This window comes from Limnohabitans sp. INBF003 (assembly GCF_055396645.1).
In genome coordinates this window covers 2,671,980-2,696,889 of the sequence record NZ_AP029222.1, presented here as the reverse complement: position 1 = coordinate 2,696,889, position 24,910 = coordinate 2,671,980, and the positions used below count along the sequence as shown (strand labels likewise).

At 60.4% G+C, this 24,910-nt stretch carries 22 protein-coding genes; 20 read left to right on the top strand and 2 right to left on the bottom strand.

Features of this window, described 5'->3' with window-relative positions:
• Positions 1–12: 12 nt before the first annotated feature.
• Entirely contained in the window at positions 13–1,659 is a 1,647-nt protein-coding gene (locus tag ACZ5VE_RS12385) for an MBL fold metallo-hydrolase (protein WP_464455459.1), read from the bottom strand.
• A gap of 50 nt (positions 1,660–1,709) precedes the next feature.
• On the opposite strand from ACZ5VE_RS12385, the gene dapF reads away from it, so the two are divergent.
• The 4 genes from dapF (at position 1,710) to ACZ5VE_RS12365 (ending at position 5,492) form a co-directional block, all read left to right on the top strand.
• Positions 1,710–2,582: a diaminopimelate epimerase gene (gene dapF / locus ACZ5VE_RS12380; RefSeq protein ID WP_464455458.1), complete on the top strand. Its 873-nt coding sequence runs from the start codon at positions 1,710–1,712 to the stop codon at positions 2,580–2,582.
• Between the two features lie 17 nt (positions 2,583–2,599).
• Complete coding sequence (locus tag ACZ5VE_RS12375; RefSeq protein ID WP_464455457.1) at positions 2,600–3,289, top strand: DUF484 family protein; 690 nt, start codon at positions 2,600–2,602, stop codon at positions 3,287–3,289.
• Between the two features lie 3 nt (positions 3,290–3,292).
• The gene (locus ACZ5VE_RS12370) at positions 3,293–4,267 is read left to right on the top strand and encodes a tyrosine recombinase XerC (RefSeq protein WP_464455456.1); all 975 of its coding nucleotides are present in this window, start codon (positions 3,293–3,295) and stop codon (positions 4,265–4,267) included.
• Positions 4,268–4,388: 121 nt separating this feature from the next.
• On the top strand, positions 4,389–5,492 hold the full coding sequence (locus ACZ5VE_RS12365) for a CobW family GTP-binding protein (protein WP_464455455.1): 1,104 nt from the start codon (positions 4,389–4,391) through the stop codon (positions 5,490–5,492).
• 265 nt (positions 5,493–5,757) lie between these two features.
• Here the strand turns inward: ACZ5VE_RS12365 and ACZ5VE_RS12360 are convergent, their stop codons facing one another.
• Positions 5,758–5,940 carry a hypothetical protein gene (locus ACZ5VE_RS12360; protein WP_464455454.1) on the bottom strand — a complete coding sequence of 61 codons (183 nt, stop codon included), beginning with the start codon at positions 5,938–5,940 and terminating at the stop codon, positions 5,758–5,760.
• 40 nt (positions 5,941–5,980) lie between these two features.
• Between ACZ5VE_RS12360 and dksA the strand changes: the two genes are divergently transcribed.
• The 16 genes from dksA (at position 5,981) to ftsZ (ending at position 24,619) form a co-directional block, all read left to right on the top strand.
• Positions 5,981–6,802 (top strand): RNA polymerase-binding protein DksA, encoded by an 822-nt coding sequence (dksA, locus tag ACZ5VE_RS12355; RefSeq protein ID WP_464455453.1) that lies wholly within the window; start codon positions 5,981–5,983, stop codon positions 6,800–6,802.
• A 348-nt stretch (positions 6,803–7,150) separates the two neighbouring features.
• Positions 7,151–7,579, top strand: a complete 429-nt coding sequence (gene mraZ, locus ACZ5VE_RS12350; protein WP_464455452.1) for a division/cell wall cluster transcriptional repressor MraZ — start codon at positions 7,151–7,153, stop codon at positions 7,577–7,579.
• Between the two features lie 5 nt (positions 7,580–7,584).
• Positions 7,585–8,514, top strand: coding sequence for a 16S rRNA (cytosine(1402)-N(4))-methyltransferase RsmH (rsmH, locus tag ACZ5VE_RS12345; RefSeq protein ID WP_464455451.1), 930 nt, complete (start codon positions 7,585–7,587; stop codon positions 8,512–8,514).
• Complete coding sequence (gene ftsL, locus ACZ5VE_RS12340; protein WP_464455450.1) at positions 8,511–8,807, top strand: cell division protein FtsL; 297 nt, start codon at positions 8,511–8,513, stop codon at positions 8,805–8,807. The genes rsmH and ftsL overlap by 4 nt, the downstream gene beginning before the upstream one ends.
• Positions 8,804–10,537 carry a peptidoglycan D,D-transpeptidase FtsI family protein gene (locus ACZ5VE_RS12335; RefSeq protein WP_464455449.1) on the top strand — a complete coding sequence of 578 codons (1,734 nt, stop codon included), beginning with the start codon at positions 8,804–8,806 and terminating at the stop codon, positions 10,535–10,537. The genes ftsL and ACZ5VE_RS12335 overlap by 4 nt, the downstream gene beginning before the upstream one ends.
• The gene (locus tag ACZ5VE_RS12330) at positions 10,537–12,063 is read left to right on the top strand and encodes a UDP-N-acetylmuramoyl-L-alanyl-D-glutamate--2,6-diaminopimelate ligase (protein WP_464455448.1); all 1,527 of its coding nucleotides are present in this window, start codon (positions 10,537–10,539) and stop codon (positions 12,061–12,063) included. Before ACZ5VE_RS12335 ends, ACZ5VE_RS12330 begins: the two co-directional genes overlap by 1 nt.
• Entirely contained in the window at positions 12,060–13,514 is a 1,455-nt protein-coding gene (locus tag ACZ5VE_RS12325) for a UDP-N-acetylmuramoyl-tripeptide--D-alanyl-D-alanine ligase (protein ID WP_464455447.1), read from the top strand. Before ACZ5VE_RS12330 ends, ACZ5VE_RS12325 begins: the two co-directional genes overlap by 4 nt.
• Positions 13,504–14,682 carry a phospho-N-acetylmuramoyl-pentapeptide-transferase gene (mraY, locus tag ACZ5VE_RS12320; protein ID WP_464455446.1) on the top strand — a complete coding sequence of 393 codons (1,179 nt, stop codon included), beginning with the start codon at positions 13,504–13,506 and terminating at the stop codon, positions 14,680–14,682. The genes ACZ5VE_RS12325 and mraY overlap by 11 nt, the downstream gene beginning before the upstream one ends.
• A 3-nt stretch (positions 14,683–14,685) precedes the next feature.
• Complete coding sequence (murD, locus tag ACZ5VE_RS12315) at positions 14,686–16,488, top strand: UDP-N-acetylmuramoyl-L-alanine--D-glutamate ligase (RefSeq protein ID WP_464455445.1); 1,803 nt, start codon at positions 14,686–14,688, stop codon at positions 16,486–16,488.
• On the top strand, positions 16,485–17,786 hold the full coding sequence (gene ftsW / locus ACZ5VE_RS12310) for a putative lipid II flippase FtsW (RefSeq protein WP_464455444.1): 1,302 nt from the start codon (positions 16,485–16,487) through the stop codon (positions 17,784–17,786). Before murD ends, ftsW begins: the two co-directional genes overlap by 4 nt.
• Positions 17,783–18,847, top strand: coding sequence for an undecaprenyldiphospho-muramoylpentapeptide beta-N-acetylglucosaminyltransferase (gene murG, locus ACZ5VE_RS12305; RefSeq protein ID WP_464455443.1), 1,065 nt, complete (start codon positions 17,783–17,785; stop codon positions 18,845–18,847). Before ftsW ends, murG begins: the two co-directional genes overlap by 4 nt.
• Entirely contained in the window at positions 18,844–20,253 is a 1,410-nt protein-coding gene (murC, locus tag ACZ5VE_RS12300; RefSeq protein ID WP_464455442.1) for a UDP-N-acetylmuramate--L-alanine ligase, read from the top strand. Before murG ends, murC begins: the two co-directional genes overlap by 4 nt.
• Positions 20,250–21,215 (top strand): D-alanine--D-alanine ligase, encoded by a 966-nt coding sequence (locus ACZ5VE_RS12295; RefSeq protein WP_464455441.1) that lies wholly within the window; start codon positions 20,250–20,252, stop codon positions 21,213–21,215. The genes murC and ACZ5VE_RS12295 overlap by 4 nt, the downstream gene beginning before the upstream one ends.
• 8 nt (positions 21,216–21,223) lie before the next feature.
• Positions 21,224–22,000: a cell division protein FtsQ/DivIB gene (locus ACZ5VE_RS12290; protein WP_464455440.1), complete on the top strand. Its 777-nt coding sequence runs from the start codon at positions 21,224–21,226 to the stop codon at positions 21,998–22,000.
• Positions 22,001–22,040: 40 nt separating this feature from the next.
• Positions 22,041–23,270 carry a cell division protein FtsA gene (ftsA, locus tag ACZ5VE_RS12285; RefSeq protein ID WP_464455439.1) on the top strand — a complete coding sequence of 410 codons (1,230 nt, stop codon included), beginning with the start codon at positions 22,041–22,043 and terminating at the stop codon, positions 23,268–23,270.
• Between the two features lie 134 nt (positions 23,271–23,404).
• Positions 23,405–24,619: a cell division protein FtsZ gene (gene ftsZ / locus ACZ5VE_RS12280; protein WP_464455438.1), complete on the top strand. Its 1,215-nt coding sequence runs from the start codon at positions 23,405–23,407 to the stop codon at positions 24,617–24,619.
• Positions 24,620–24,910: the final 291 nt, after the last annotated feature.

Genomic DNA, 24,910 nt, shown 5'->3' with positions numbered 1-24,910 from the left:
TCTCAAAATGCCTCAAGACAAGGCTTGTTCGCGGATGTGGTCCACATGCGCTTGCAAAGAGCGGGCGGCCACGGGCCACAGGCGGGGCGGCACATCGTCGTAGGCTTTTTCGACCCACTCTTGCAGGCTGCCTTGGGGCAGTGCCTGCATGGCGGCGGCTATTTTTGCCTCGCGCCGCAGGCGGTGCGCCTTGAGTTGCGTGATGGCCTGGTGGGCAAAGCCCAGCACATGGCCGTGCGCGGGCAGGATGAACTCGATGCCCCCCGCTTGACAGGCCACAGCCAGTTTGTCCAGCGAATCCAGGTAGTCGCCCATGTGGCCATCGGGTGGGTCGATCACGGTGGTGCTGCCGTTGAGCACATGGTCGCCCGAGAACAGCAAGCCGTCTTCTTCGAGCACCAGGCACAGGTGGTTGGCCGCGTGGCCAGGGGTGTGGATCACACGCAGGGTGTGGGTGATTGCGCCGGCCACCCCTGTGCCTTGCAACACCAGTTGTTCACCATCGGCCAGCTCGCGTTCGGGCGTGAAGTGGCTGTTGGCGCGTGCCGTGGGGCGCGACGCCAGGCCCAGGATGGGTGGCTTGTGGGTGCACAGCGCTTGCAATGGGGCCGCACCGGGCGAATGGTCAGCGTGCGAGTGGGTGCACACAATGGCCTTGATTTGCCCGCCCGCAGCCCGCCACAGGCGCTGCAGGTGCTCGTCGTCGGCCGGGCCCGGGTCGATCACGATGTAGCCGGTGTTGGGGTCGCCCACCAAATAGCTGTTGGTGCCGGGGCCGGTCATCACGCCGGGGTTGGGGGCGGTGAGGCGCTGCACGTTTTTCAGCAGGGGCACCGGTTGGTCGGTTTGCCAGTCCAAGTGGTGGTGAATTTGCCCGTCGGGGGTCACCAGCGCCAGTTCGCCAAACGGTGCCTCGTGCTCCATGTAGCGGGCTTCGTTGCCCGCCAACCAGCCCGCGCGGGGGCAGCTGGTCCACAGCGGTTCGTCGTTCACGGCGCAAGCTTGCAGCACGTCTTCGACTAAGGCAAAGGCTTTCAGTCGCTCCAGTGTGCGAATGGTCGGGAAGATGATGAAAAACTGGCCTGCTTCATGGCGCGTCAGCGCATCCACGGGGCGCACCCAGACGGGTTCGAACTGCTCGGCCTCGTCGGCCACCGGGGTTTGACCTTCGGGCATGCGGGCCACCAAAAAGGGCACGTCAAAGCGGCGCGGCAGGTCGCGGTCGGTGATCCAGTGGGCCAGCACAAACACCTGATCGGCAGCCAGCGTCAATCCTTGGTTTTGGCATTGGCTTGCAAAGGGTTTTTTGCGGTCAATTTGGGCAATGTCCGCGTTATCGGCCCAGCGCCCATCGGCGTGGCGGGCAAACAAAATGCCCAGCTCTTCAAAGCTCTCGCGGATCGCCGCAATGGCTTGCGTCAAGTGCAAGTCACTTTGCTTGATGCGGCGAGTGGACAGGGCATGAGCTTGGGCATCGGCGGCGTCCACGCCCCCGCCCGGAAACACGTAAGCCCCGGGTGCAAAGCTGGCCGTCATAGAGCGACGGGTCATCAAGACCTCAATGCCTTGCGGGCCATCGCGCAAGAGCAGCACGGTGGCGGCAGGGCGCAAAGGCGCAGGTTCACGTTGGGGGTGCAGGAGTTGAGATGTGCGTGCCATGCCCCATTATCAGGCGGCCGGGCGTCCCTTCAAGGGCGATAATCGCCGCCATGCACATTCGCTTTACCAAGATGCAAGGGGCCGGCAACGATTTTGTCGTGCTCGACGAGACCCAGGGCCGCCTGGGCCTGAACGCGGCCCAGTACCGCTTTCTGGCCGATCGCCACTTTGGCGTGGGGGCCGACCAGATCCTGATCGTGCGCCCGTCACCCGCAGCCGGGCTGGACTTTGAATACGTGATCCACAACGCCGACGGTGGCGAGGTGGAGCACTGTGGCAACGGGGCGCGTTGCTTTGTGCGCTATGTGCGCGACAAGGGCCTGACCGACAAAACCACGGTGCGCGTGAAAGTGCAGCAGGGCGAGATCGAGCTGCGCATGAACCCCGATGGCCGCGTCACGGTCAACATGGGCGCGCCGGTGTTTGACTGGGAACGCGTGCCTTTCAACCCGATGGGCCTCATCAGCGACCAAGTCAATGGTTGGCCGGTGTTTGACCTGGCCTTGGGTGCGCAGGGCATTGCGCGCGTGGGGGTGGTGTCCATGGGCAATCCGCACGCTGTTCAGCGGGTGGACGATGTGGACACTTTCCCGGTGCTGGCCCAAGGCCCACTGATCGAAAACCACCCGGCTTTCCCCAAGCGGGTGAATGCGGGCTTCATGCAGATCAACTCGCGCAGCCAAATCAAGCTGCGGGTGTTCGAGCGCGGGGCAGGAGAGACCTTGGCCTGCGGTACGGGCGCCTGCGCGGCCGTGGTCGCAGGCATTCGCCAAGGCTGGCTGGACAGCCGCGTGGATGTGCATGCCCGTGGCGGCGTGCTGACCATTGAGTGGGCCGGACAGCCCGACAGCCCGGTGCTGATGACCGGCCCTGCCACCTCCGTGTTTGAGGGCAGCATCGACTTGCCCGACACCCTTTCCTGAATTTCTGGAGCCAAGACATGACCCCCTCCGAGCCGATGAGCCCGATCACCGAAGACGACATTGCCGACTATTTGGTGAACACCCCCGACTTTTTTGAGCGCCATGCATCGCTCTTGGCCACGGTGCAGTTGACGCACCCGCAAAGCCACCGCACGGTGGGCTTGCAGGAGCGCCAGGCGCAAATGCTGCGTGACAAGATCAAGGGGCTGGAACACCGCATCATGGACATGATCCGGCATGGCAATGAAAACATGATCCTGACCGACAAGCTGCACCGGTGGTCTTGCGAGTTGCTGGTCACGCCCCCCGATCATTTGGCTGATTTGGCGGTCGAAAATATCCGTGACTTGTTCCAGGTGCCTCAGGTCGCACTGCGTTTGTGGTCGCTGCAGGGCGAGCATGCCCAAGCGGTTTATGCGCAAGGCGTGACCGAAGGGGTGCAAACTTTGGCGACATCGCTTGAGACCCCTTATGTGGGCCCCAACGCAGGTTACGAAGCTGTGCAGTGGTTGGCCGAGCCGACGCAAGCGGCGTCTTTGGCGCTGCTGGCCTTGCGTGCGGCCCCCGGCCAGCCCGCTTTTGGCCTGCTGGTGTTGGCTTCGCCCGATGCCCAGCGCTTCAACAGCCAGATGGGCACCGACTTGTTGGAGCGTTTGGCCGAGTTGGCGGGGGCCTCCTTGTCGGTGTTGCGCGCACCACAGGCCTGAGCCATGTCGGAGGCGGAGACCCCTGACCCCTTGGTCGTCCGCTACCTGGACCATGTGCGTTTTGAAAAGCGCCTGGCCGAACGCACCTGCACCCTGTATCAACTGGACTTGGTCCGCCTGGCCGACATGGCCGCTGCTTCAAAAGTGCCTTTGTTGCAGGTGCAAAACGGCCATGTGCGCCGCTGGGTGGCGCAGATGCACAGTGCCGGGCGCAGCGGCCGAGGCATTGCCCTCATCTTGTCGGGCTGGCGCGGTTTTTACACCTGGCTGGGCCGTGAAGGCCTGATGACGCACAACCCGGTGGTGGATGTGCGGGCACCGCGTGTGGCCAAGCCTTTGCCTAAAGCTTTGGGCGTCGATGAGGCGGTGCAGCTGGCCGAACACGAAGAAGACAACGACGACCCTTGGCTCGAAGCCCGTGATGCCGCCATGGTGGAGTTGCTTTACGGCTGTGGTTTGCGCATTGCCGAGCTGACAGGGCTGGATGTGGTGGCCAGCGCCGATGCCAGCCGCGCTGGCCGTGGCTGGATCGACCTGCAAAACGCCGAGGTGCAGGTGCAAGGCAAAGGCAGCAAACGCCGCAGCGTGCCTTTGGGGCGCTCGGCCACGGCGGCTTTGGCGCATTGGCTGGCGGTTCGCACCCAGTTGCCGGGCATGTTGAGTCAGCCCACGCCGGGCGCATCGGATTTGGCGCTGGCGCTGTTTCCCGGGCGTCACGGCACGCGCCTCACGCCACGCGGCGTGGCGCAGCGCCTCAAGCGCCGCAGCCTGCTGGCGGGCTTGGCCACACCGGTGCACCCGCACATGCTGCGCCATTCGTTTGCCAGCCATGTGCTGCAGTCCAGCGGCGACTTGCGGGCTGTGCAAGAGCTGCTGGGCCACGCCAACATCACCACCACACAGGTCTACACGCGGCTGGATTTTCAGCATTTGGCAAAAGCCTACGATGCGGCCCACCCGCGTGCCAAACGCAAATGACCCTTGGGCAGGGGTCTGCCGTCGGCCCATGAGGGTATGCCGTTGCTTGCAGGCTTGCGGTTTGAATTCGTCGCTACACTCCCCAACTCTTGTCTTTTGACCCTTTCAGCGGAGCCTCTTCATGTCCCTCATCCCCGCCACCATCCTGACCGGTTTTCTGGGTTCGGGCAAAACCACCTTGCTCAAGCGTGTGCTGACCGAGGCCCACGGCCAGAAGATCGCCGTGATCGAGAACGAGTTTGGCGAAGAGAACATCGACAACGACATCCTGGTGTCTGAGACCAACGAACAAATCATCCAGATGAGCAACGGCTGCATCTGCTGCACCATCCGCGAGGACCTGCGTGCCACGCTGCAACTGCTGGCCGCCAAACGCCGCAAAGGGCTGCTCAGCTTTGATCGCATCGTGATCGAGACCACCGGCCTGGCCGATCCTGGCCCTGTGGCGCAGACCTTTTTCATGGACGACGAGATCGCGGAGACCTTCTTGCTCGACTCGATCCTGACCTTGGTGGACGCCAAACACGCGGCCCAGCAATTGAATGACCGTCAGGAGGCGCGTCGCCAGGTGGGGTTTGCCGACCAGATCTTCATCAGCAAGGCCGATCTGGTTTCTGCCGAAGACCTGGATGCCTTGCAGCACCGCCTCAAACACATGAACCCGCGTGCGCCCCAAAAAGTGGTGCACTTTGGCGAAGTGGCTTTGTCCGAAGTGTTTGATCTGAAGGGCTTCAACCTGAATGCCAAGCTGGACATTGATCCCGACTTTCTGAATGACGGTGCGCATGACCATGACCACGTGCATGGCGAGCACTGCGACCACCCTTCTCACCAGCACGACCATGATCACGAACACGGCGAGCACTGTGACCACCCCTCGCATGGCCACGAGCACGGCCATGGACACGGGCATCACCATCACCACGACGACGATGTGAAAAGCTTTGTCTTCCGGTCCGAGCGCGCGTTTGACCCGGCCAAACTGGAGGATTTCTTGGGCGCCATTGTGAATATCTATGGCCCCCGCATGCTGCGCTACAAGGGCGTGCTCAACATGCGCGGCACTGAACGCAAGGTGATTTTCCAGGGCGTGCACCAGCTCATGGGCAGCGATTTGGGGCCGATGTGGGCCGATGGCGAAGTCAAAATGAGCAAGATGGTGTTCATTGGCATTGATTTGCCCAAAGACATTCTGCTGCAGGGCCTGGAGCAGTGCCTGGTGTAAGCCGTGTTTGGGGCGCAGAGACGGGGGGCCACCAATTGACGGGAACTTGTCTTTAATCGACAAGTGGCCGTTTTTTGATCGTTCTTATCGTTACAATCGCCCGCCTGAAGCCCCCCCTTTTCGGTAAGGCTGGTGAACCCCATAAGGTCTATAACAAGGGTTTGAAATGCAAATGAACAGGTTTTTCAATCGGTTGCTGCAGTGTGGCTACAGGTTTGGGCCTGCCCTTTCACACGGCTAGGAGACAAGACGTGAAGACCTCGACTCAAAAAACAACGAGCAAAGCGACCGCCACCAAGGCAAAAGCCAAGCCCGTAACCAAGCCTGCAGCGGCCAAAAAAGTGGCGGCCAAACCTGCGGTTTCGGCCAAAACGACAGCGAAGCCACAAGCCAAACCCACTGCCGCATCGAAGACCTCAAAAGCCGCACCTGCCCCCAAGTCAACCAAGACACCTCAAGCTGTTGCGGTTGCCAAAAAGGCCCCTCCATTGAAAAGCAAGCTCGCCGCATCGGCGCCTAAAAAGGCCGTTGCTGCAGCTCCTAAGCCGACCCCCGCCCCCAAGGCGAAGGCCGCACCCGCGCCGGCCCCTAAAAAGACGGCCTCTGTACCTGAAGCGAAATCTATGACTGTTAAAAAAGTGGCGACACCGACTCCCCCGGTCGCCCAACCTGCCGTGACGGCAGTGGTGGCGCCTGCTGCGCCTGACCAATTGGTTCGTGCAACACGCCCCTCCGCCCGTTTGGCCCAAATCACGGTGCCTTCATTGCCGCCTGCGGTGGCTTCGACGGCAGCCAAGGCCAGTTTCATGCCGAGTTCACCAGTGGCGGTGGTTTCTGCCCCTTTTGCGCCGATCAAAAAAGACCCCAAATTGGCCAACAACTGGAAGACCAAAGCGGTTGAGCAGTTGACCGACGCCGAAATTTTGGCGATGCCTGAGTCGGAGTACATGAACAGCGTGCAAATGGCCTATTTCCGTCGGAAGTTGTCCACCTTGAAGCAGGAAATCCTGAACAGTGCGGGCGCGACCACCGAGCATCTGCGTGAAGACACCGTGGTGGTGCCCGATCCGGCAGACCGTGCCACGATCGAAGAAGAGCACGCCCTGGAGCTGCGCACGCGTGACCGCGAGCGCAAGCTGCTCAAGAAAATCGAGCAATCGATTGGCCTGATCGACGCGGGTGAATACGGTTACTGCGACGAAACCGGCGAGCCTATTGGCGTTGGTCGTTTGCTGGCCCGTCCCACCGCAACCTTGTCTTTGGAAGCACAGCAACGGCGTGAGTTGAAGCAAAAAATGTTCGGTGATTGAACCCACAGGCATTTGCAAAACGTCAAAAAACCCCTCCCAAGGGGTTTTTTTACGCCCGGTTTAAGTCTTGTTAGGACAAAAAATGGTTTTTTGCATTTGATGTATTTGCCATTTTTAATTTTTACTATCCTTCACGAGTTACTTTCACTGCCCCTTGTAAGTGCCTAATTTACATAGAGGTTTCTCTCGTCATCAGGTTTGGTTTCAGCGCTAAGCCATTGATTTCATTGAAAAAAATCGATCTACACCGGTTGAGTTGTACTGAATTCCTGATACAGTGCAAAAAAGTGCAATTAAGTGGGGAAAAGTGTCCTTGCTTATCTCTCTCAACTGAAAAAGGTCGTTGCAGTGTTTCAAGGGGCTTCATCGCTGAGTCTGGATGCCAAAGGGCGGTTGTCTGTACCGACCCGGCACCGTGACGTCTTGAGCGCCACAGCACAAGGCCAGCTGACGATCACCAAGCACCCCCACGGCTGTTTGATGGTCTTCCCCCGCCCAGAGTGGGAGAAGTTCCGCGAACGCATTGCCCAGCTGCCCATGTCTGCCCAGTGGTGGAAGCGGATATTTTTGGGCAATGCCATGGATGTCGAGATGGATGGCACAGGGCGTGTATTGATCTCGCCCGAATTGCGTCAGGCCGCAGGCATTGCCAAAGACACCATGCTGCTGGGCATGGGCAACCACTTTGAGCTGTGGGACAAAACCACCTACGACGCGCAAGAGGCGCAGGCCATGCAGGGCGAGATGCCCGATGTGTTCAAGGATTTCTCGTTCTGAACGCCATGACCAACGCCGTACTGACCCATACCACCGTGCTTCTGAACGAAGCTGTGGACGAATTGCTCCAGGCTTCTGCGGGTGCCGATGGCGCATATGTCGATGCCACTTTTGGCCGTGGCGGTCACTCGCGCCTGATTCTTTCTCGCCTCTCTGCGCAAGGCCGTTTGCAGGCGTTTGACAAAGATCTGGAAGCCATTGCCGAAGCCGGGCGCATTGAAGACACCCGTTTTTCGATCAGGCACGAAGGCTTCTCGCACCTGGGTGATCTGCCGCCAGCCAGTGTGGATGGCGTGTTGATGGACCTGGGCGTCAGCTCCCCCCAGATCGACAGCCCCGAGAGGGGTTTTTCTTTTCGTTTTGAGGGCCCGCTCGACATGCGCATGGACACCACGCGCGGCGAGAGTGTGGCCGATTGGCTGGCAACAGCCACGGTGGATCAAATCACGGAGGTGATACGTGACTATGGCGAAGAACGGTTTGCTTTTCAGATTGCAAAGGCGCTTGTGGCTCGCCGACAAGAGCGGGGCCCAATTTCAACCACCACCGATTTGGCCCAGCTCGTGGCTGACACGGTCAAAACTCGCGAGCCGGGCCAGAACCCTGCAACGCGGACATTTCAGGCTTTTCGGATTTTCATCAACGCAGAGCTTGCGGAGCTCGAACAAGCGCTAGAAGCCAGTCTGCATGTGCTGGCCCCCGGTGGGCGCTTGGTGGTCATCAGTTTTCATTCGCTGGAAGACCGCATCGTCAAACAGTTCATTGCCAAGCACTCCAAAGAAGTGGTGGACCGGCGTGTGCCGTTTGCCGAGCCGGTGAAGATGCGGTTAAAGGCCTGTGGCCGTGTGCGCCCCAGCGAGGCTGAGGTGCGCGGCAACCCCCGCTCACGTAGCGCCATCATGCGCATGGCCGAGCGCACCGAGGTGCCCGCATGACCCGCCTGAGCATTTTTTTGTTGCTGGCCGTGATCGCCAGTGCGCTGGTGTTGGTGCACAGCCAATATGAGACGCGTCGCTTGTTCATGGCGCTGGAGTCGGCGCGCAAGGAAGCCAAGCGTCTGGATGTGGATCAGGACCGCCTTCAGGTGGAGCGCCGTGCACAGGCCACGCCTTTGCGCGTAGAGCAGATTGCGCGTCAGCAGCTGCAAATGCGCGCAGCCTCGCCCGCCATCACCCAATACGTGTCCGTCAAGGATGCCGCCCCTGCTGGCCAGGAGGCGCGTCCATGAGCCGCAGCGTTCAGCTTTCATCCAGCCCCTTGTTGGCCAGCAAGACACCGGTTTGGCGCAGCAAATTCATTGTGGCGGCCATTGCTCTGGGTTTCATGGGGCTTGTGGCGCGTGCGGCTTATGTGCAGGTTTTTGCGAATGATTTTTTCATTCGCCAGGGTGAAGTCCGCTTTGCCCGAACGCTGACTTTGCCTGCCAACCGTGGCCGTGTGCTCGACCGCAACGGCATGTTGCTGGCATCCAGCGTGCCTGCGCCCAGCATTTGGGCCAACCCCGAAGACATGGAGCGCGACCCCGCCAAGTTGCGTGAGCTGGCCCGCTTGCTGGAGATGAGCCCGGCCGAGTTGGACAAAAAACTCAAGGACGATGAAAAAACCTTTGTCTGGTTGCGCAGGCAGCTCGATGAGCCTGTCGTCAAGCAAATTCTGGCGCTTGGGATCAAGGGTGTGTACGACATCAAGGAGTACAAGCGTTTGTATCCTGAAGGTGAAGCAGCGGCCCACATCGTGGGCTTTACCAATGTGGAAGACCAGGGCCAAGAGGGTGTGGAGTTGGTTTTTCAAAAGCAGCTCTCAGGCAAATCGGGTTCGCGCCGGGTCATCAAGGACCGCTTAGGCCGTGTAGTGGAAGACGTGGGCGAAGCCGTGCCGCCCGTCGACGGGGAAGACCTGCAGCTGAGCATTGACAGCAAAGTGCAGTTCTTTGCTTACCAGAAGTTGCGCGAGGCGGTGTTGGAGAACAAAGCCAAAGCCGGCAGCGTGGTGGTGCTTGATGCCCAGTCGGGCGAAATTCTGGCCTTGGCCAATTACCCCAGCTATTCACCGGACAAACGCGTCAACCTGAGCGGCGAACAATTGCGCAACCGTGCATTGACGGACACGTTTGAGCCCGGTTCGACCATGAAGCCGTTTGCGGTGGCGCTGGCGCTGGAAAAAGGTTTGGTTAAACCCGAAACGCCCATTCAAACAGCGCCCGGCCGCATCACCATCACCGGCTCCACCATCACCGATGCCCATCCGCATGGGGTGCTCACGGTCAATGAAGTGATTCAGAAATCCAGCAACGTCGGCACGGTCAAGATGGCCATGCAGATGCAACCCCGCGAGATGTGGGAAATGTATGCCCAGGTCGGCTTTGGTCAAAAGCCGCAGTTGCCGTTTCCGGGTGTGGTCAGCGGTCGGTTGCGTCCCTACAAAACCTGGCGACCTATTGAGCAAGCCACCATGAGTTACGGCTACGGCATTTCCGGTAGCTTGTTTCAAGTGGCGCGGGCATACACCATGTTTGCCAGGGACGGCGAGGTGGTGCCCGCCACCTTGATGAAGGCCGAAAACCAGGTCCCTGGTGTGCGGGTCATCAGCGCAGAAAACGCCAAGGCCATGCGCAAGATGCTGCAGATGGCGGCAGGCCCTGGAGGTACGGCGCCAAAGGCCCAAACCATGGGCTATTCAGTGGGTGGCAAAACTGGCACGGCGCACAAGCAAGAAGGCAAAGGCTACGCTGGGAAAAAATACCGGGGCTTTTTCGTGGGCATGGCCCCGATCGAGGCCCCTCGCATCATTGTGGCGGTGATGATCGACGAGCCCAGCAATGGCCGTTACTTCGGTGGCGATGTCGCTGCCCCCGTGTTCAGCCAGACCGTGCAGCAGACTTTGCGTCTGATGGGTGTGCAACCCGACATGGCGGTCAAACCGCAAGTCGTGGCCAAGTCGGTCGAGGAGTCGTTCTGATGCGCGGCTTGCACAGCCCCCACGAAGCAGCACGCTGGTTGCGCACGCATGTGACGGGTGAGCTGCGCACCGACAGCCGTATGGTGCAACCGGGCGATGGGTTCATTGCCTGGCCAGGCGCAGCGACCGATGGACGCCAATATCTGGCGCAAGCCTTGACGCAGGGCGCGACGGCCTGCTTGCTCGAAGAAGAAGGCCATGCGCATTGGCTCCAAACTTTGCCTGTCAACTTGACCAATGCCGATCAGCTGGCCGTGATGAAGGGTCTCAAGGCGCAGACCGGCCTCGTAGCCGATGCCTATTATGAGCATCCGAGTCAGGCCCTGAGCGTGCTGGCCGTGACCGGCACCAACGGCAAAACGTCCACCGCCTGGTGGCTGGCGCAGGCCCTGTCATCTCCGGTGTTACGTCAGGCTTGCGGTTTGGTGGGCACATTGGGTGTGGGCCGAGTGCCCGATCTGGTGTCCACTGGCATGACGACGCCCGACCCTGTGTTGCTGCAGCGTCAGTTCAAAGTGTTTGCCGATGCGGGCGTGACGCATTGCGCCATTGAGGCCTCTTCGATCGGCCTGGCCGAGCACCGGCTGGACGGCACGCACATCCGCGTGGCTGTGTTCACGAATTTCACACAAGACCATCTTGACTACCACGGCAACATGGCCAGCTATTGGTCGGCCAAGGAGGCCTTGTTTGGCTGGTCCGGTTTGCAGGCGGCGGTCATCAACATCGACGACGAACAAGGGGCCTTGTTGGCCCGCCACTTGAACGGTGGTGCTCTGGACGTGTGGACCTGTTCGCGTCAAGGCGCTGCCCGTTTGCAAGCGCGTGCGTTACGCAGTGCCGATGGCTTGGCGTTTGAGGTGCTTGAAGGCGCTGAAGTGCAGACCTTGCACACCGGCCTCATGGGCGACTACAACATCGACAACCTGTTGGGCGTGATCGGCAGCTTGCGGGCTTTGGGTGTGAGCCTGGCTGAAGCCGTTCAGGCTTGCGCGCATTTGACGGCCGTGCCCGGGCGCATGCAGCGCGTGCTTCCAAGGCAGGACGCGCAGAATTTGCCTCTGGTGGTGGTCGATTACGCGCACACGCCCGATGCCGTGTCGCATGCGCTGACCGCTTTGCGTTCGCAAGCGGCGGTGCGTGGTGGCCGTCTGTGGTGTGTGCTGGGTTGCGGTGGTGACCGCGATGCGCTCAAACGCCCCCTGATGGCCGCTGCCGCAGAGGCCGCTGCCGACCAGGTGGTGCTGACCAGCGACAACCCCCGTTCGGAATCACCTGAAGCCATTTTGGCTGCGATGGTGACCGGTTTGACCCGTCCCCAACAGGCACGCACTCAAGCGGACCGTGCACTGGCGATTGCCGAGGTGGTGGCACAAGCTGCCGCCCAAGACGTGGTGCTGGTGGCCGGCAAGGGCCACGAGACCGAGCAAGAAGTCATGGGCGTGCGCCACCCGTTTTCGGATGTGTTGCATGTTCAGGCCGCCTTGCAGCACCGTGCGGACCCGCGTCAAGGAGCGACCGCATGAGCGCCTTGCATTCCCCCATGAACTTGCCGCTCGAACGGGCCTTGACCTGGTTGAGCCAGGCACGTGGCGTGAATGTGATGAATGTTGTGCTTGATCGCATTCACACCGACAGCCGCAGCTTGCAGGCGGGTGATTTGTTTGTGGCTTTGCGTGGCGAGCGGTTTGATGGCAACCAGTTCATCGCCCAAACCAAGGCGCAAGGTGCCGTGGCGGTGCTGTGCGAGGCCTCGGGTGAGGCGTTGGCGGCAGCACACGGCTTGCCTGCGCTGGTAGTGCCCGATGCCCGCATCGCTTTGGGTGAGTTGGCCGCAGGCTGGCGCGCTCAGTTTGATCTGCCCTTGATTGCCGTGACCGGCAGCAACGGCAAAACCACCGTCACGCAGATGATCGCTTCGATCCTGCGCGCCCATGCCGGGTCGGACGCTTTGGCAACGCAGGGGAACCTGAACAACGACATCGGCGTGCCATTGACCTTGTTCAATTTGCGCGCGCACCACCGCATCGCTGTGGTGGAGCTGGGCATGAACCACCCCGGCGAAATCGCCTACCTGGCTGCCCTGGCGCAACCCACGGTGGCACTGGTCAACAACGCACAACGCGAACACCAGGAATTCATGGGCACCGTCGAAGCCGTGGCGCATGAAAACGGTGCCGTGTTGCAGGCTTTGCCTGCCAGCGGTGTGGCGGTGTTCCCGGCAGACGAAGAATTCACGCACATCTGGCAAAGCTTGTCCGGTCAACGCACGCAGCGCACATTTGCCTTGTCGGCCAACGGGGCTCAGGCGGATGTCTGCGCCGCTGTGGTGCTCTGGCAATCGGGTGCTTGGCAGTTCACCTTGAAGACCGCCGAAGGCACCGCCCCTGTGCGTTTGCACATTGCCGGTCGCCACAACGTGAAAAACGCCTTGGCAGCGAGTGCCTGTGCACTCGCTGCGGGAGTGTCCTTGGCGGCAGTGGCCCAAGGCTTGCAAGCGTTCGAGCCGGTCAAAGGGCGGTCACGTGCCTTGGTTTTGCATGCGGCAAACAGCGACATCACCTTGGTCGACGACACCTACAACGCCAACCCTGATTCGGTGCGCGCAGCGATCGATGTGTTGGCCGAGTTACCCGCGCCGCGATTGCTGGTGCTGGGCGACATGGGTGAAGTGGGCAACCAGGGGCCCGAGTTTCACGCAGAAGTGGGTGCCTATGCGGCAGAGCGCGGGATTGAGGCGATGTACACCTTGGGCGATTTGTGCGTGCACGCCGCCCGGGCATTTGGTCAGGCGCAGCATTTTGAGGGCATGGACAGTTTGCTGGCAGCGGCCACGCAAAACATCGCCCATTTTCACAGCGTGGTGGTCAAAGGCTCCCGCTTCATGAAGATGGAGCGCGTGGTCGAAGCCTTGTTATCACAAGGCTTAATGAACAACACCCAACAGAATAAAAAAGGGGAGGCCCATGCTGCTTAGTTTGGCCCAATGGTTGCAAAGTTTGTCTCCGGAGTGGGGCTTTTTGCGCGTTTTCCAATACATCACCTTCCGTGCCGTGATGGCCGCGATGACGGCGCTGTTGATCGGCTTGGCCGCCGGCCCCTTTGTGATCCGTCGTTTGACTTCGCTCAAGATCGGCCAGCCTATCCGTGGCTACGGCATGGAGTCGCACCTGTCCAAAAGCGGCACCCCCACCATGGGCGGGGTGCTGATCTTGTTGTCGATTGCCATTTCCACCTTGTTGTGGTTTGACCTCTCCAACCGCTTTGTCTGGATTGTGCTGATCGTGACGCTGGGCTTTGGCGCGATTGGTTGGGTCGATGACTGGCGCAAGGTGGTCAACAAAGACCCCGAAGGCATGCGGTCGCGAGAGAAATATTTCTGGCAGTCGGTGATCGGTCTGCTGGCTGCGCTGTACCTGGTGTTCAGCATTTCCGAAGTGTCCAACTTGCGCGTGTTCGATTTGTTCGTCAAATGGGTCCTGTCGGGCTTTGACGTGAACCTGCCCCCCAAAGCCGGTTTGCAGGTGCCCTTCTTCAAGGAAATCAACTACCCGTTGGGGGTCTTGGGTTTTGTGATCATGACCTACCTGGTTATTGTGGGCGCCAGCAATGCTGTCAACTTGACCGATGGCCTGGACGGCCTGGCCATCATGCCGGTGGTCATGGTGGGCTCGGCATTGGGTGTGTTCGCTTATGTCACTGGCAGCTCGGTGTATTCCAAATACCTGTTCTTCCCGCACATTCCGGGCTCGGGCGAGTTGATGATTTTTTGCGCGGCCATGGCCGGTGCGGGTCTGGCCTTCTTGTGGTTCAACACCCACCCTGCCCAGGTCTTCATGGGCGATGTGGGCGCATTGGCATTGGGTGCCGCCTTGGGCACCATCGCGGTCATCGTGCGGCAGGAAATCGTGCTGGCCATCATGGGCGGCATCTTCGTGGTCGAGGCCTTGTCGGTGATGGCCCAGGTCACATACTTCAAGTACACCAAGAAAAAATACGGTGAAGGCCGACGCATCCTGAAGATGGCGCCTTTGCACCACCATTTCGAAAAGAGCGGCTGGAAAGAAACGCAAGTGGTCGTGCGTTTCTGGATCATCACCATGCTGCTGTGTTTGGTCGGCTTGTCGACCCTGAAGCTGAGGTAAGCCATGCAGCTCCAAGGTCAACACGTTCTGATTCTCGGTTTGGGTGCTTCGGGCCTGGCGATGGCCCGTTGGTGCGCCCATGCGGGAGCCGATGTGACTGTGGCCGACACCCGTGAAACGCCGCCTCAGTTGGCTGCTTTGCAGGCCGAGTGGCCTGCTGTGCGTTTTGTATCGGGCTCCTTTGCAGCAAGTCTGGTCGAAGGCACTTCGGTGCGCGCCGTGTTTCGCAGCCCCGGTTTGGCCCCTGATGTGGTCGCGCCCGTGGTGAGCGCTGCGCAGGCCATGGGCTTGTGGCAAGGTGGTGAGCTGAGCTTGTTTGCGGCAGGCTTGCAGGATTTGAAAGCGCGCTTTGGCTACGCCCCGCAGGTGCTGGCCATCACCGGTACCAACGGCAAGACCACGGTGACTTCGCTCACCGGACAGCTGGTGGCCCGTGCGGGCAAGACGGTGAAAGTGGCCGGCAACATTGGCCCCACGCTGCTCGACACCTTGACCGAAGCCATCGTGCAGGCGCAAGCGCAGGTTGAGCAGGATGCAGCCCAGCGCGAAGCCGAACAAGCGGCCGAGTTGGCCGCTCATCCCGTTCGTCCCGATGCAAGCGCCACAACGGTGGAGCCTGTGGCGTCAGCAGCCCCGCACACCGGTCAAACGACCGAAGAGACTGTCGCAGCCACAGAGGGGCACAGCACCGACGTTGTCAATGCCACCGAAGAAGAAAGCCTGATCGCCCTGGATGGCGATGAGACTGAGCCTTTGCCGATCCCGCCTGCGCCTGTGGTTTCACTGGACCCCATGGCACAAGCCTTGCCACAGGTCTGGGTGTTGGAGCTGTCGAGTTTTCAGCTCGATAGCAGCGAAGGCTTTGAGCCCACAGCCGCCACGGTGTTGAACATCTCGCAAGACCATCTCGACTGGCATGGCTCCATGGACGCTTATGCGGCAGCCAAGGCCCGAATTTTTGGGGCGCAGGCCCTGATGGTGCTCAACCGCGAATACGCGCAAGTCATGGCCATGCGGCCAGCATCGGTGCGTGTGAAGTTGCAAAAGCCGGTTGAGCGCGCCTGCGTGACCTTTGGTGGCGACATGCCCACGCGTCCCGGCGATTACGGCATTGAAGTCATGAACGGCATGACCTGGCTGGTGCGCGCCCTGGAGGCCGATGAAACCCGCCGTCGTCGCAAAGACGAAGCCGAAGAACTGCACATCCAACGCCTGATGCCTGCAGACGCCTTGCGCATTCGCGGTCGCCACAACGCGGTCAATGCCTTGGCTGCTCTGGCCCTGGCCGGCAGCGCAGGCTGCGCTTTGGGCCCCATGTTGTATGGCCTGCGCGAATACCGGGGTGAACCGCACCGCGTAGAGCCCGTGGCCATCGTCAACGAAGTCGAATACTTTGACGACAGCAAAGGCACGAATGTAGGCGCCACGGTGGCCGCTTTGCAAGGCTTGGGTGCCGATCGTCGCGTGGTGGTTATTTTGGGGGGCGACGGCAAAGGCCAGGACTTTTCACCTTTGCGCGATCCGGTCTCTCGTTTTGCGCGTGGCGTGGTGTTGATCGGGCGCGATGGTCCACGCATGCGCGATGTGCTGCAGGACTGCGGCGTGCCTTTGCAAGACGCGGTCGATATGCACGCCGCTGTGGCGCAAGCCACCGGCATGGCCCACATCGGCGATGCGGTGCTGATGTCGCCTGCTTGCGCCAGCTTTGACATGTTTGACAACTATGGCCATCGCGCCAAAGTCTTTTGCGATGCCGTCGCCGAGTTGGCCGAAGCGGCCGGTGTGGCGATGGAGGGTGGCGTATGAGCGAAGCCCTGACTTTGTCGCAACGTCTGCACACGGGTTGGGCTCGCCTGACCGGTCTGTTTGCGGGCGGCAACTTGAACGCACAGGACAGTCAAGGTCAAAGCTTGCCCGTCAATTTGGGGGGCTATGACTTTGCACGCCAGACTTCCGGGTCTGCCACCCGCTTGCAAAGCGTGGACCAGGCCTTGGTCTGGGTGGTCGTGGCCTTGCTCATGTGGGGCATGGTCATGGTGTATTCGGCCTCGATCGCGATGCCGGACAACCCGCGTTTTTCGCGCTACGCACAAACGCACTTCCTGACTCGGCATGTGATCTCCATGGTGTTTGGTTGCATCATGGCCTTGCTGGCTTTTCAGATTCCCACCAGCACTTGGGAAAAAGTGGCCCGCCCGATGTTCGTGCTGTCGCTGGTGTTGTTGGCCTTGGTGCTGGTGCCATTCATTGGCAAAGGCGTCAACGGTGCACGCCGCTGGATTTCCTTTGGCATCATGAATTTCCAGCCGTCCGAGTTGGCGAAATTTGCCACCATCATTTATGCGGCCGATTACATGGTGCGCAAGATGGAGGTTAAGGAGCGCTTCTTCCGTGCGGTGCTGCCGATGGGTGCAGCCGTGGTGGTGGCCGGGGTGTTTTTGCTGGCCGAGCCCGACATGGGGGCTTTCATGGTGATTGCCATCATCGCCATGGGCATCCTGTTTTTGGGTGGCGTCAATGCCCGCATGTTCTTCCTGATTTTTGCGGGCTTGGTGGGCGCATTTGTGGTCATGATTGCGGCGTCGCCGTGGCGTCGGGACCGCATTTTTGCTTACCTCGATCCTTTCAGTGCCGAGCATGCTTTGGGCAAGGGTTATCAGCTCTCGCACTCGTTGATCGCCATCGGCCGTGGCGAAGTTTGGGGTGTGGGTCTGGGGGGCAGTGTCGAAAAACTCCACTGGTTGCCCGAGGCGCACACCGACTTCTTGCTGGCGGTGATAGGCGAAGAATTCGGTTTGGTCGGTGTATCGCTGGTGATTTTCCTGTTCCTGTGGCTCAGTCGCCGCATCATGGTGATTGGTCGACAGGCCATCGCACTGGACAAGGTCTTTTCGGGTTTGGTCGCCCAAGGCGTGGGCATCTGGATCGGCTTTCAGTCATTCATCAACATGGGTGTGAACTTGGGCGCTTTGCCCACCAAAGGCCTGACGCTGCCACTGATGAGTTACGGCGGCTCGGCCATCATGATGAACCTGATCGCCATTGCCGTGGTGTTGCGCATTGATGCCGAGAACAAGCAAATGATGCGGGGAGGGCGATCATGAACACGAAGTGCGCCCTCGTCATGGCCGGTGGAACTGGTGGCCATATTTTCCCGGGCTTGGCCGTGGCAGAAGCCCTGCGCGATGCCGGTTGGCGCGTGCACTGGCTGGGTGCTCCTGGCAGCATGGAGCACGATTTGGTGCCACCTCGCGGGTTTGCGTTCGAGTCGGTCGAATTTTCGGGGGTGCGTGGCAAAGGCATTCGCACCCTGGCTTTGCTGCCTCTGCGTTTGTTGCGGGCGTTTTGGCAAAGCCTGCAGGTGGTGCGTCGCGTCCAGCCCGATGTGGTGCTGGGTCTGGGCGGCTACATCACGTTCCCGGGCGGCCTGATGGCCAGCTTGTGTGGCAAGCCGGTTGTGTTGCACGAACAAAACTCTGTCGCAGGCTTGGCCAACAAGTTGTTGGCACAGGTCGCTGCCCGGGTGTTTACTGCTTTCCCGGGCGTGTTCAAAACGGGCCAGTGGGTGGGCAATCCCTTGCGCCGTGCGTTCACAGAGCAAGCGATGCCTGCCGAACGCTTTGCGGGCCGCACAGGTCCTTTGCGTGTTTTGGTGGTGGGCGGCAGTTTGGGTGCCAAAGCGCTCAACGACATCGTGCCCAAGGCCTTGGCTTTGATGCCTGCGGATACCCGGCCAGTGGTCACCCACCAAAGCGGCGCCAAACAAATTGAGGCCCTGCGTGCCAACTACGAGGCCGCCGGTGTGCAAGCCGAATTGACGCCTTTCATCAACGACACGGCCACTGCGTTTGCACAAGCCGACCTGGTGATCTGCCGCTCAGGTGCCAGCACGGTGACCGAGCTGGCAGCGGTGGGTGCAGCGGCCTTGTTTGTGCCTTTCCCCTTTGCAGTGGACGACCACCAAACCACCAATGCCCGGTTTTTGGTGCAGCACGGTGCGGGCTGGTTGGTGCCTCAGGCCGAGCTGTCGGCTGAGGCTTTGGCAGAGCGTTTGTCGGGATTGACCCGTGAAAACTTGCTGGTTTGCGCTCAAAAAGCTTATGAACAGAAAAAAACAAATGCGACACGGGAGGTCGTGATGGCTTGTGAGGAGCTGGCAGCATGAAACACGCCATTCGAAAGATCCATTTCATCGGCATCGGTGGCTCGGGCATGAGCGGCATTGCCGAAGTCTTGCTCAATTTGGGCTACGCCATTTCCGGCTCTGACCTGTCAGACAGTGCCACTTTGCGGCGTCTGGCCGCATTGGGCATCGAGACCCATGTGGGCCACACCGCCCAAAACGTCAAGGACGCCGATGCGGTGGTCACCTCCACCGCCGTGAAAGCCGACAACCCCGAAGTGTTGGCAGCGCGTGAGCGCCACATCCCCATCGTGCCGCGCGCCGTGATGCTGGCCGAGCTGATGCGCATGAAACAAGGCGTGGCCATTGCCGGCACGCACGGTAAAACCACCACCACCAGCCTGGTGGCCAGCGTGCTGGCCGAAGCCGGGCTGGACCCGACCTTTGTGATCGGTGGTCGTCTGAACAGTGCGGGCGCCAATGCCAAATTGGGCACGGGTGATTACATCGTGGTTGAAGCCGATGAATCGGATGCTTCATTTTTGAATCTGTTGCCGGTGATGGCGGTGGTGACCAACATCGACGCTGACCACATGGAAACCTATGGTCATGATCTGGCACGCTTGAAGTCGGCCTTTGTCGAGTTTTTGCACCGCATGCCTTTTTACGGCACGGCCATTGTTTGCTCGGACGATCCGGGTGTGCAGTCCATCGTGAACGACATCGCCCGGCCCGTGACGACCTATGGCCTGAACGAAGGCGCTCAAGTGCGCGCTGTCGATGTGCGTGCCGAACACGGCCAGATGCATTTCACCGTGCAACGCCGCAACGGCGTGACCTTGCCCGACTTGCCTTTGGTGCTGAATTTGCCGGGCAACCACAACGTGCTCAACGCGCTGGCGGCCGTGGCCGTGGCGGTGGAGTTGGGGGTGGACGATGCCGCGGTGCAGCGCGCACTGGCGGGCTTCAAGGGTGTGGGTCGTCGTTTCCAGCGTTATGGCGATGTGGCCGTGCCCGGTGGCACCGGGCGCTTTACGGTGATTGACGATTACGGTCACCACCCAGTCGAGATGGCGGCCACGCTGGCTGCGGCCCGTGGCGCATTCCCGGGTCGCCGCTTGGTGTTGGCGTTCCAGCCGCACCGCTACAGCCGCACGCGCGATTGTTTTGAGGATTTCGTGAAAGTCATTGGTCAGGGTTGCGACAGTGTGCTGCTGTCCGAGGTCTATGCCGCAGGCGAAGCCCCGATCGTGGCGGCCGATGGCCGTTCACTGGCCCGCGCCCTGCGAGTGGCAGGCAAGGTGGAGCCGGTGTTTGTCGATGCGATCGCCGACATGCCGCAGGCCATTTTGAGCAACGCGCGCGATGGCGATGTGGTGATTTGCATGGGCGCAGGCTCCATCGGCGCCGTGCCTGCCAAAGTGGTCGAGATGGGAGGTGCTGCATGAACGCTGCCAATTTGGGCAAGGTCGCGGTGCTCATGGGTGGGCGCTCCGCCGAGCGCGAGGTGTCCCTGATGTCCGGCCAAGGCGTGTTGAAGGCCTTGCAGGCCTCTGGGGTGGATGCCCATGCGTTTGACCCTGCCGAGCGGGATTTGAGTGAATTGAAGCGCGAGGGTTTTGACCGTTGCTTCATCGCTTTGCATGGCCGCTATGGCGAAGACGGCACGGTGCAGGGCGCCCTGGAGCTGCTGGGCATTCCCTACACGGGTTCTGGTGTGATGGCTTCCAGCATCGCCATGGACAAAACCATGACCAAGCGCGTGTGGTTGGCCGAAGGCTTGCCCACACCGGCCTATGTGTTGGTGCAACGTGAACACTTGGGCCAGGTCTCGGTGGAAGGGCTGATCAAGACCTTGGGCCTGCCCATGATCGTCAAGCCAGCGCGTGAAGGCTCTTCGATTGGTGTGACCAAGGTTCTGACCGCTGAAGAATTGCCTGCCGCCTTGGCGGCCGCAGGCGTGTGTGACGCCGACATCCTGTGCGAACAATGCATCGTGGGTGATGAAGTCACTTGCCCTGTGTTGGGTCAGGGTGAGCGTACGCATGCATTGCCTGTGATCCGCATCGTCGCGCCGGCAGGCAATTACGACTACCAAAACAAATACTTCACGGACGATACCCAGTACCTGGTGCCGTCGGGTTTGCCTGCGGCCGAAGAGGCCGCCATCGAGGCCTTGGTGGTCAAGGCCTACCAGGTGTTGGGTTGCCGGGGTTGGGGCCGCATTGACGTGATGATCGATGCAGTCACCCGCCAACCCTACCTGCTTGAAATCAACACCTCGCCGGGCATGACTGGGCATTCATTGGTGCCCATGTCGGCCCGTGCATCAGGCCTGAGCTACGAAGCCTTGTGCTGCCAGTTGTTGGCTTCGGCCACGTTGGACCATGCGCAGGAGGTCTTGGGGTGAAAAAAACCATGCCTTTGCCACTGGATATCCGGCTCATGAACATGACGGCAGCTTCGCTGACGGTGGTGTTTGTGTTGCTGAGTCTGGTGGGGGGCGCTTGGTGGCTGCTGCGACATCCTGTTTTTGCGATTCAGGCGATCACCGTGCAGGGCGACGTGACGCGCAACAACGCGGTCACTTTGCGGGCCAATGTGATGCCGCAGTTGAATGGCAACTTTTTCACCATCGACTTGAACCGGACACGCGAGGCCTTTGAGGCCGTGCCCTGGGTTCGGGGTGCTGTGGTGCACCGTGACTTCCCGAACAGCCTGAGAGCTGTTTTGGTCGAGCATGAACCCATGGCGCTTTGGGGTGATGACGGCTCCAACAAGATGGTCAATCAGCAAAGCCGTGTGTTTGAGGCGAATGTCGAGGATGTGGATATTGAACGCTTGCCTCGGCTCAAGGGCCCGGATGACCAGTCGGCCGTTGTGGTTCAGATGTACCGGCATTTGCAGCCCCTCTTTGAGGCGGTGGAAATGGACATTGACCAGCTCGAATTGACGCCACGCGGCAGCTGGCGCGTGCTGACACAAAACGGTGCATGGCTGGAGCTGGGGCGTGGCACGGAAGCAGAAGTGGGTGCCCAGTTGAAGGTGTTTTTCAGGACCCTTTCGCAAGTGACAGCGCGGTATGGACGAACACCCACGGCGTTGGCAGGGGCTGATTTGCGCCACAAAGATGGTTATGCCTTGCGCTTGCGTGGTGTGACCACGTTGGAAGCACAAGCTCAGAAAAAGCCTTGAGCGATCAAGGCACAGGAATGAAACGGAAACGGTGAGTCAAATGGCAAAAGAGTACAAAGATCTGGTGGTGGGATTGGACATTGGCACCTCCAAAGTCATGGCGGTGGTGGCCGAGGTCATGCCCGATGGCGAGCTCAAGATCGCCGGCCTGGGCATTGCCCCGGGCAATGGCCTCAAGCGCGGCGTGGTGGTCAACATCGACGCCACGGTGCAAAGCATCCAGCAGGCGCTGAAAGAAGCCGAGCTGATGGCCGACTGCAAGATCACCCGCGTGAACGTAGGCATCACCGGCAGCCACATTCGCGGCATCAACTCCAGCGGCATGGTGGCCATCAAGGACAAGGAAGTCACGCAAGCCGATGTGGCCCGCGTGATGGAAACTGCCCGTGCCATCAACATCTCGACCGACCAGCGCTTGTTGCTGGTGGCGCCGCAAGAATTTGTCATCGACGGTCAGGAAGTGAAAGAGCCGATTGGCATGAGCGGTATGCGCCTGGAAGCCAAGGTGCACATCGTGACCGGTGCGCAAAGTGCTGCAGAAAACATCATCAAGTGCGTGCGCCGCTGCGGCCTTGAAGTGGACCAGCTGCTGCTCAACCCGCAATCGTCCAGTCTGGCTGTGTTGTCGGAAGACGAGCGCGAGCTGGGCGTGGTGTGTGTGGACATTGGTGCTGGCACGACCGATGTGGCCATTTTTGCCAACGGTTCGATCCGCCACACCGCTGTGATTCCGATTGCCGGTGACCTGATTACCAGCGACATCGCCATGGCCTTGCGCACCCCGACCAAAGACGCTGAAGACATCAAGGTCGAAAGCGGTTACGCCAAGCAGTTGCTGGCCGACCCGGATGCGCAGGTCGAAGTGCCTGGCCTGGGAGACCGGGGTCCGCGCATGCTCAGCCGCCAGGCCTTGGCCGGTGTGATCGAGCCGCGCATCGAAGAAATTTTTTCGCTGGTGCACCAGGTCATCCGCGAGTCGGGCTACGAAGAAGTGCTGTCGTCCGGCATTGTGCTCACAGGCGGCAGTGCCGTGATGCCGGGCATGGTTGAGCTGGGTGAAGACATTTTCCTCAAGCCCGTGCGCCGTGGCCTGCCCAAGTACGCAGGCGGCTTGGCCGACATGGTCAGCCAGCCACGCGCTGCGACCGTGATGGGCTTGCTCGAAGAAGCCCGCATGGCCCGCCTGCGGGGCTACAAAGTCACCCAAAAGAAGAGTTCTGTGAACAACGCTTTTGGCCGCTTCAAAGATTTCATTGTGGGGAACTTCTGATGAACTGGAAAAAAAGATTTCTGGCCAGAGGCAGTCCACCCGCATCACGACCGTGTCGATGTTGACACCCCCCTCTCGAACAAAAAGTATTTAGAAAAATCTCGGCAACTGCAAACAAATTTAGGAGTAGCACCATGACCATTGAAATGATCCAAACCGAAGAGTTCAACCAAGGCACCCAGATCAAAGTGATCGGTGTCGGCGGTGGCGGCGGCAACGCTGTCGAGCACATGATCGAGCGCCAAGTCCAAGGCGTCGAATTCGTCTGCGCCAACACCGACGCGCAAGCTTTGGCCCGTAGCGCGGCACACCGCTTCATCCAGCTGGGCCAGACCGGTTTGGGCGCTGGCAGCAAGCCCGAAAAAGGCCGCGAAGCCGCTGAAAGCGCCGAAGCGGATATCCGCGCTGCCATCGAAGGCGCGCACATGTTGTTCATCACTGCCGGCATGGGCGGCGGAACAGGCACGGGCGCTGCACCCGTGATCGCCCGCATCGCCAAAGAGATGGGCATTTTGACCGTGGGTGTGGTGACCAAGCCTTTTGAATTTGAAGGCGGTCGCCGCATGTCCAATGCCGACTTGGGCATGCAGGAACTCGAAGCCAACGTCGATTCGCTGATCGTGGTGTTGAACGAAAAACTGCTGGAATTGCCCGGCGGTGAAGACATGACGCAAGACGAGGCTTTTGCCCACGCCAACGACGTGCTGAAAAACGCCGTCGGCGGCATCGCCGAAATCATCAACGTGCCTGGCCATGTGAACGTCGACTTTGAAGACGTGCGCACCGTGATGGGCGAACCCGGCAAAGCCATGATGGGCACGGCTGCTGCCAGCGGCCCTGACCGCGCCCGTATCGCGGCCGAGCAAGCCGTGGCCTGCCCGCTGCTCGAAGGTGTGGACCTGTCGGGTGCCAAGGGTGTGCTGGTGTTGATCAGCGCCGCCAAGGGTTCGCTCAAGTTGTCCGAGTCCAAGCAGGCAATGAACACCATCCGCGCTTACGCTTCGGAAAACGCGCATGTGATTTACGGCACGGCCTATGACGAAAGCCTGGGCGACGAGATCCGCGTGACCGTGGTGGCCACAGGCCTGTCCAAAGCCGGTGCCCGCCGCACGGCGCCTCCACTGCAAGTGCTGCGCACTGGTACCGACAACGTGCCTTTCACCATGGGCGGTCAAGACGCCGTGGCACCATCGCTGACCGCGGCATCGCCTTCGTCAGCCAATGGGGTGAACGTGCCCGCTTACTGGCGCAGCAACCGCACCCATGCGGCTGCCCGTGTGGATGGCATGGCCAATGCCGGCATGGACGACATCGAGATCCCCGCTTTCTTGCGCAAGCAAGCAGACTGATCTGCTGATCTGACGGTTATTTCTGGTGCTTTGGGGTCAGACGGGCGGGTGCCTGTCTGACCCCTTTTTGCGTGAGTTCAAACGAGTGGGCGGCAGAACTTTGAGAACGGCTCTGGGTATGGGCCGTCCCGGTATGTTCCCCGGGGCTGTCGGGCTCGTCGTCGCTTCGCGCCTCAATATCGCCCGCCAGCCCCGGGGAACACACCGGGACTGGTGTGTTGGCAAAGTCGGCCTAAGCGCCAAGTTCAATGCCTTGTCAGCTCCACAGAATCCAGTGCCAATTAAAATAAC

What these genes read in the sequence shown, in the direction of transcription:
- ACZ5VE_RS12385 (WP_464455459.1), bottom strand. Translation starts at nt 1,659, where the DNA reads ATGGCACGCACATCTCAACTCCTGCACCCCCAACGTGAACCTGCGCCT.
- dapF (WP_464455458.1), top strand. Translation starts at nt 1,710, where the DNA reads ATGCACATTCGCTTTACCAAGATGCAAGGGGCCGGCAACGATTTTGTC.
- ACZ5VE_RS12375 (WP_464455457.1), top strand. Translation starts at nt 2,600, where the DNA reads ATGACCCCCTCCGAGCCGATGAGCCCGATCACCGAAGACGACATTGCC.
- ACZ5VE_RS12370 (WP_464455456.1), top strand. Translation starts at nt 3,293, where the DNA reads ATGTCGGAGGCGGAGACCCCTGACCCCTTGGTCGTCCGCTACCTGGAC.
- ACZ5VE_RS12365 (WP_464455455.1), top strand. Translation starts at nt 4,389, where the DNA reads ATGTCCCTCATCCCCGCCACCATCCTGACCGGTTTTCTGGGTTCGGGC.
- rsmH (WP_464455451.1), top strand. Translation starts at nt 7,585, where the DNA reads ATGACCAACGCCGTACTGACCCATACCACCGTGCTTCTGAACGAAGCT.
- ftsL (WP_464455450.1), top strand. Translation starts at nt 8,511, where the DNA reads ATGACCCGCCTGAGCATTTTTTTGTTGCTGGCCGTGATCGCCAGTGCG.
- ACZ5VE_RS12335 (WP_464455449.1), top strand. Translation starts at nt 8,804, where the DNA reads ATGAGCCGCAGCGTTCAGCTTTCATCCAGCCCCTTGTTGGCCAGCAAG.
- ACZ5VE_RS12330 (WP_464455448.1), top strand. Translation starts at nt 10,537, where the DNA reads ATGCGCGGCTTGCACAGCCCCCACGAAGCAGCACGCTGGTTGCGCACG.
- ACZ5VE_RS12325 (WP_464455447.1), top strand. Translation starts at nt 12,060, where the DNA reads ATGAGCGCCTTGCATTCCCCCATGAACTTGCCGCTCGAACGGGCCTTG.
- mraY (WP_464455446.1), top strand. Translation starts at nt 13,504, where the DNA reads ATGCTGCTTAGTTTGGCCCAATGGTTGCAAAGTTTGTCTCCGGAGTGG.
- murD (WP_464455445.1), top strand. Translation starts at nt 14,686, where the DNA reads ATGCAGCTCCAAGGTCAACACGTTCTGATTCTCGGTTTGGGTGCTTCG.
- ftsW (WP_464455444.1), top strand. Translation starts at nt 16,485, where the DNA reads ATGAGCGAAGCCCTGACTTTGTCGCAACGTCTGCACACGGGTTGGGCT.
- murG (WP_464455443.1), top strand. Translation starts at nt 17,783, where the DNA reads ATGAACACGAAGTGCGCCCTCGTCATGGCCGGTGGAACTGGTGGCCAT.
- murC (WP_464455442.1), top strand. Translation starts at nt 18,844, where the DNA reads ATGAAACACGCCATTCGAAAGATCCATTTCATCGGCATCGGTGGCTCG.
- ACZ5VE_RS12295 (WP_464455441.1), top strand. Translation starts at nt 20,250, where the DNA reads ATGAACGCTGCCAATTTGGGCAAGGTCGCGGTGCTCATGGGTGGGCGC.
- ACZ5VE_RS12290 (WP_464455440.1), top strand. Translation starts at nt 21,224, where the DNA reads ATGCCTTTGCCACTGGATATCCGGCTCATGAACATGACGGCAGCTTCG.
- ftsA (WP_464455439.1), top strand. Translation starts at nt 22,041, where the DNA reads ATGGCAAAAGAGTACAAAGATCTGGTGGTGGGATTGGACATTGGCACC.
- ftsZ (WP_464455438.1), top strand. Translation starts at nt 23,405, where the DNA reads ATGACCATTGAAATGATCCAAACCGAAGAGTTCAACCAAGGCACCCAG.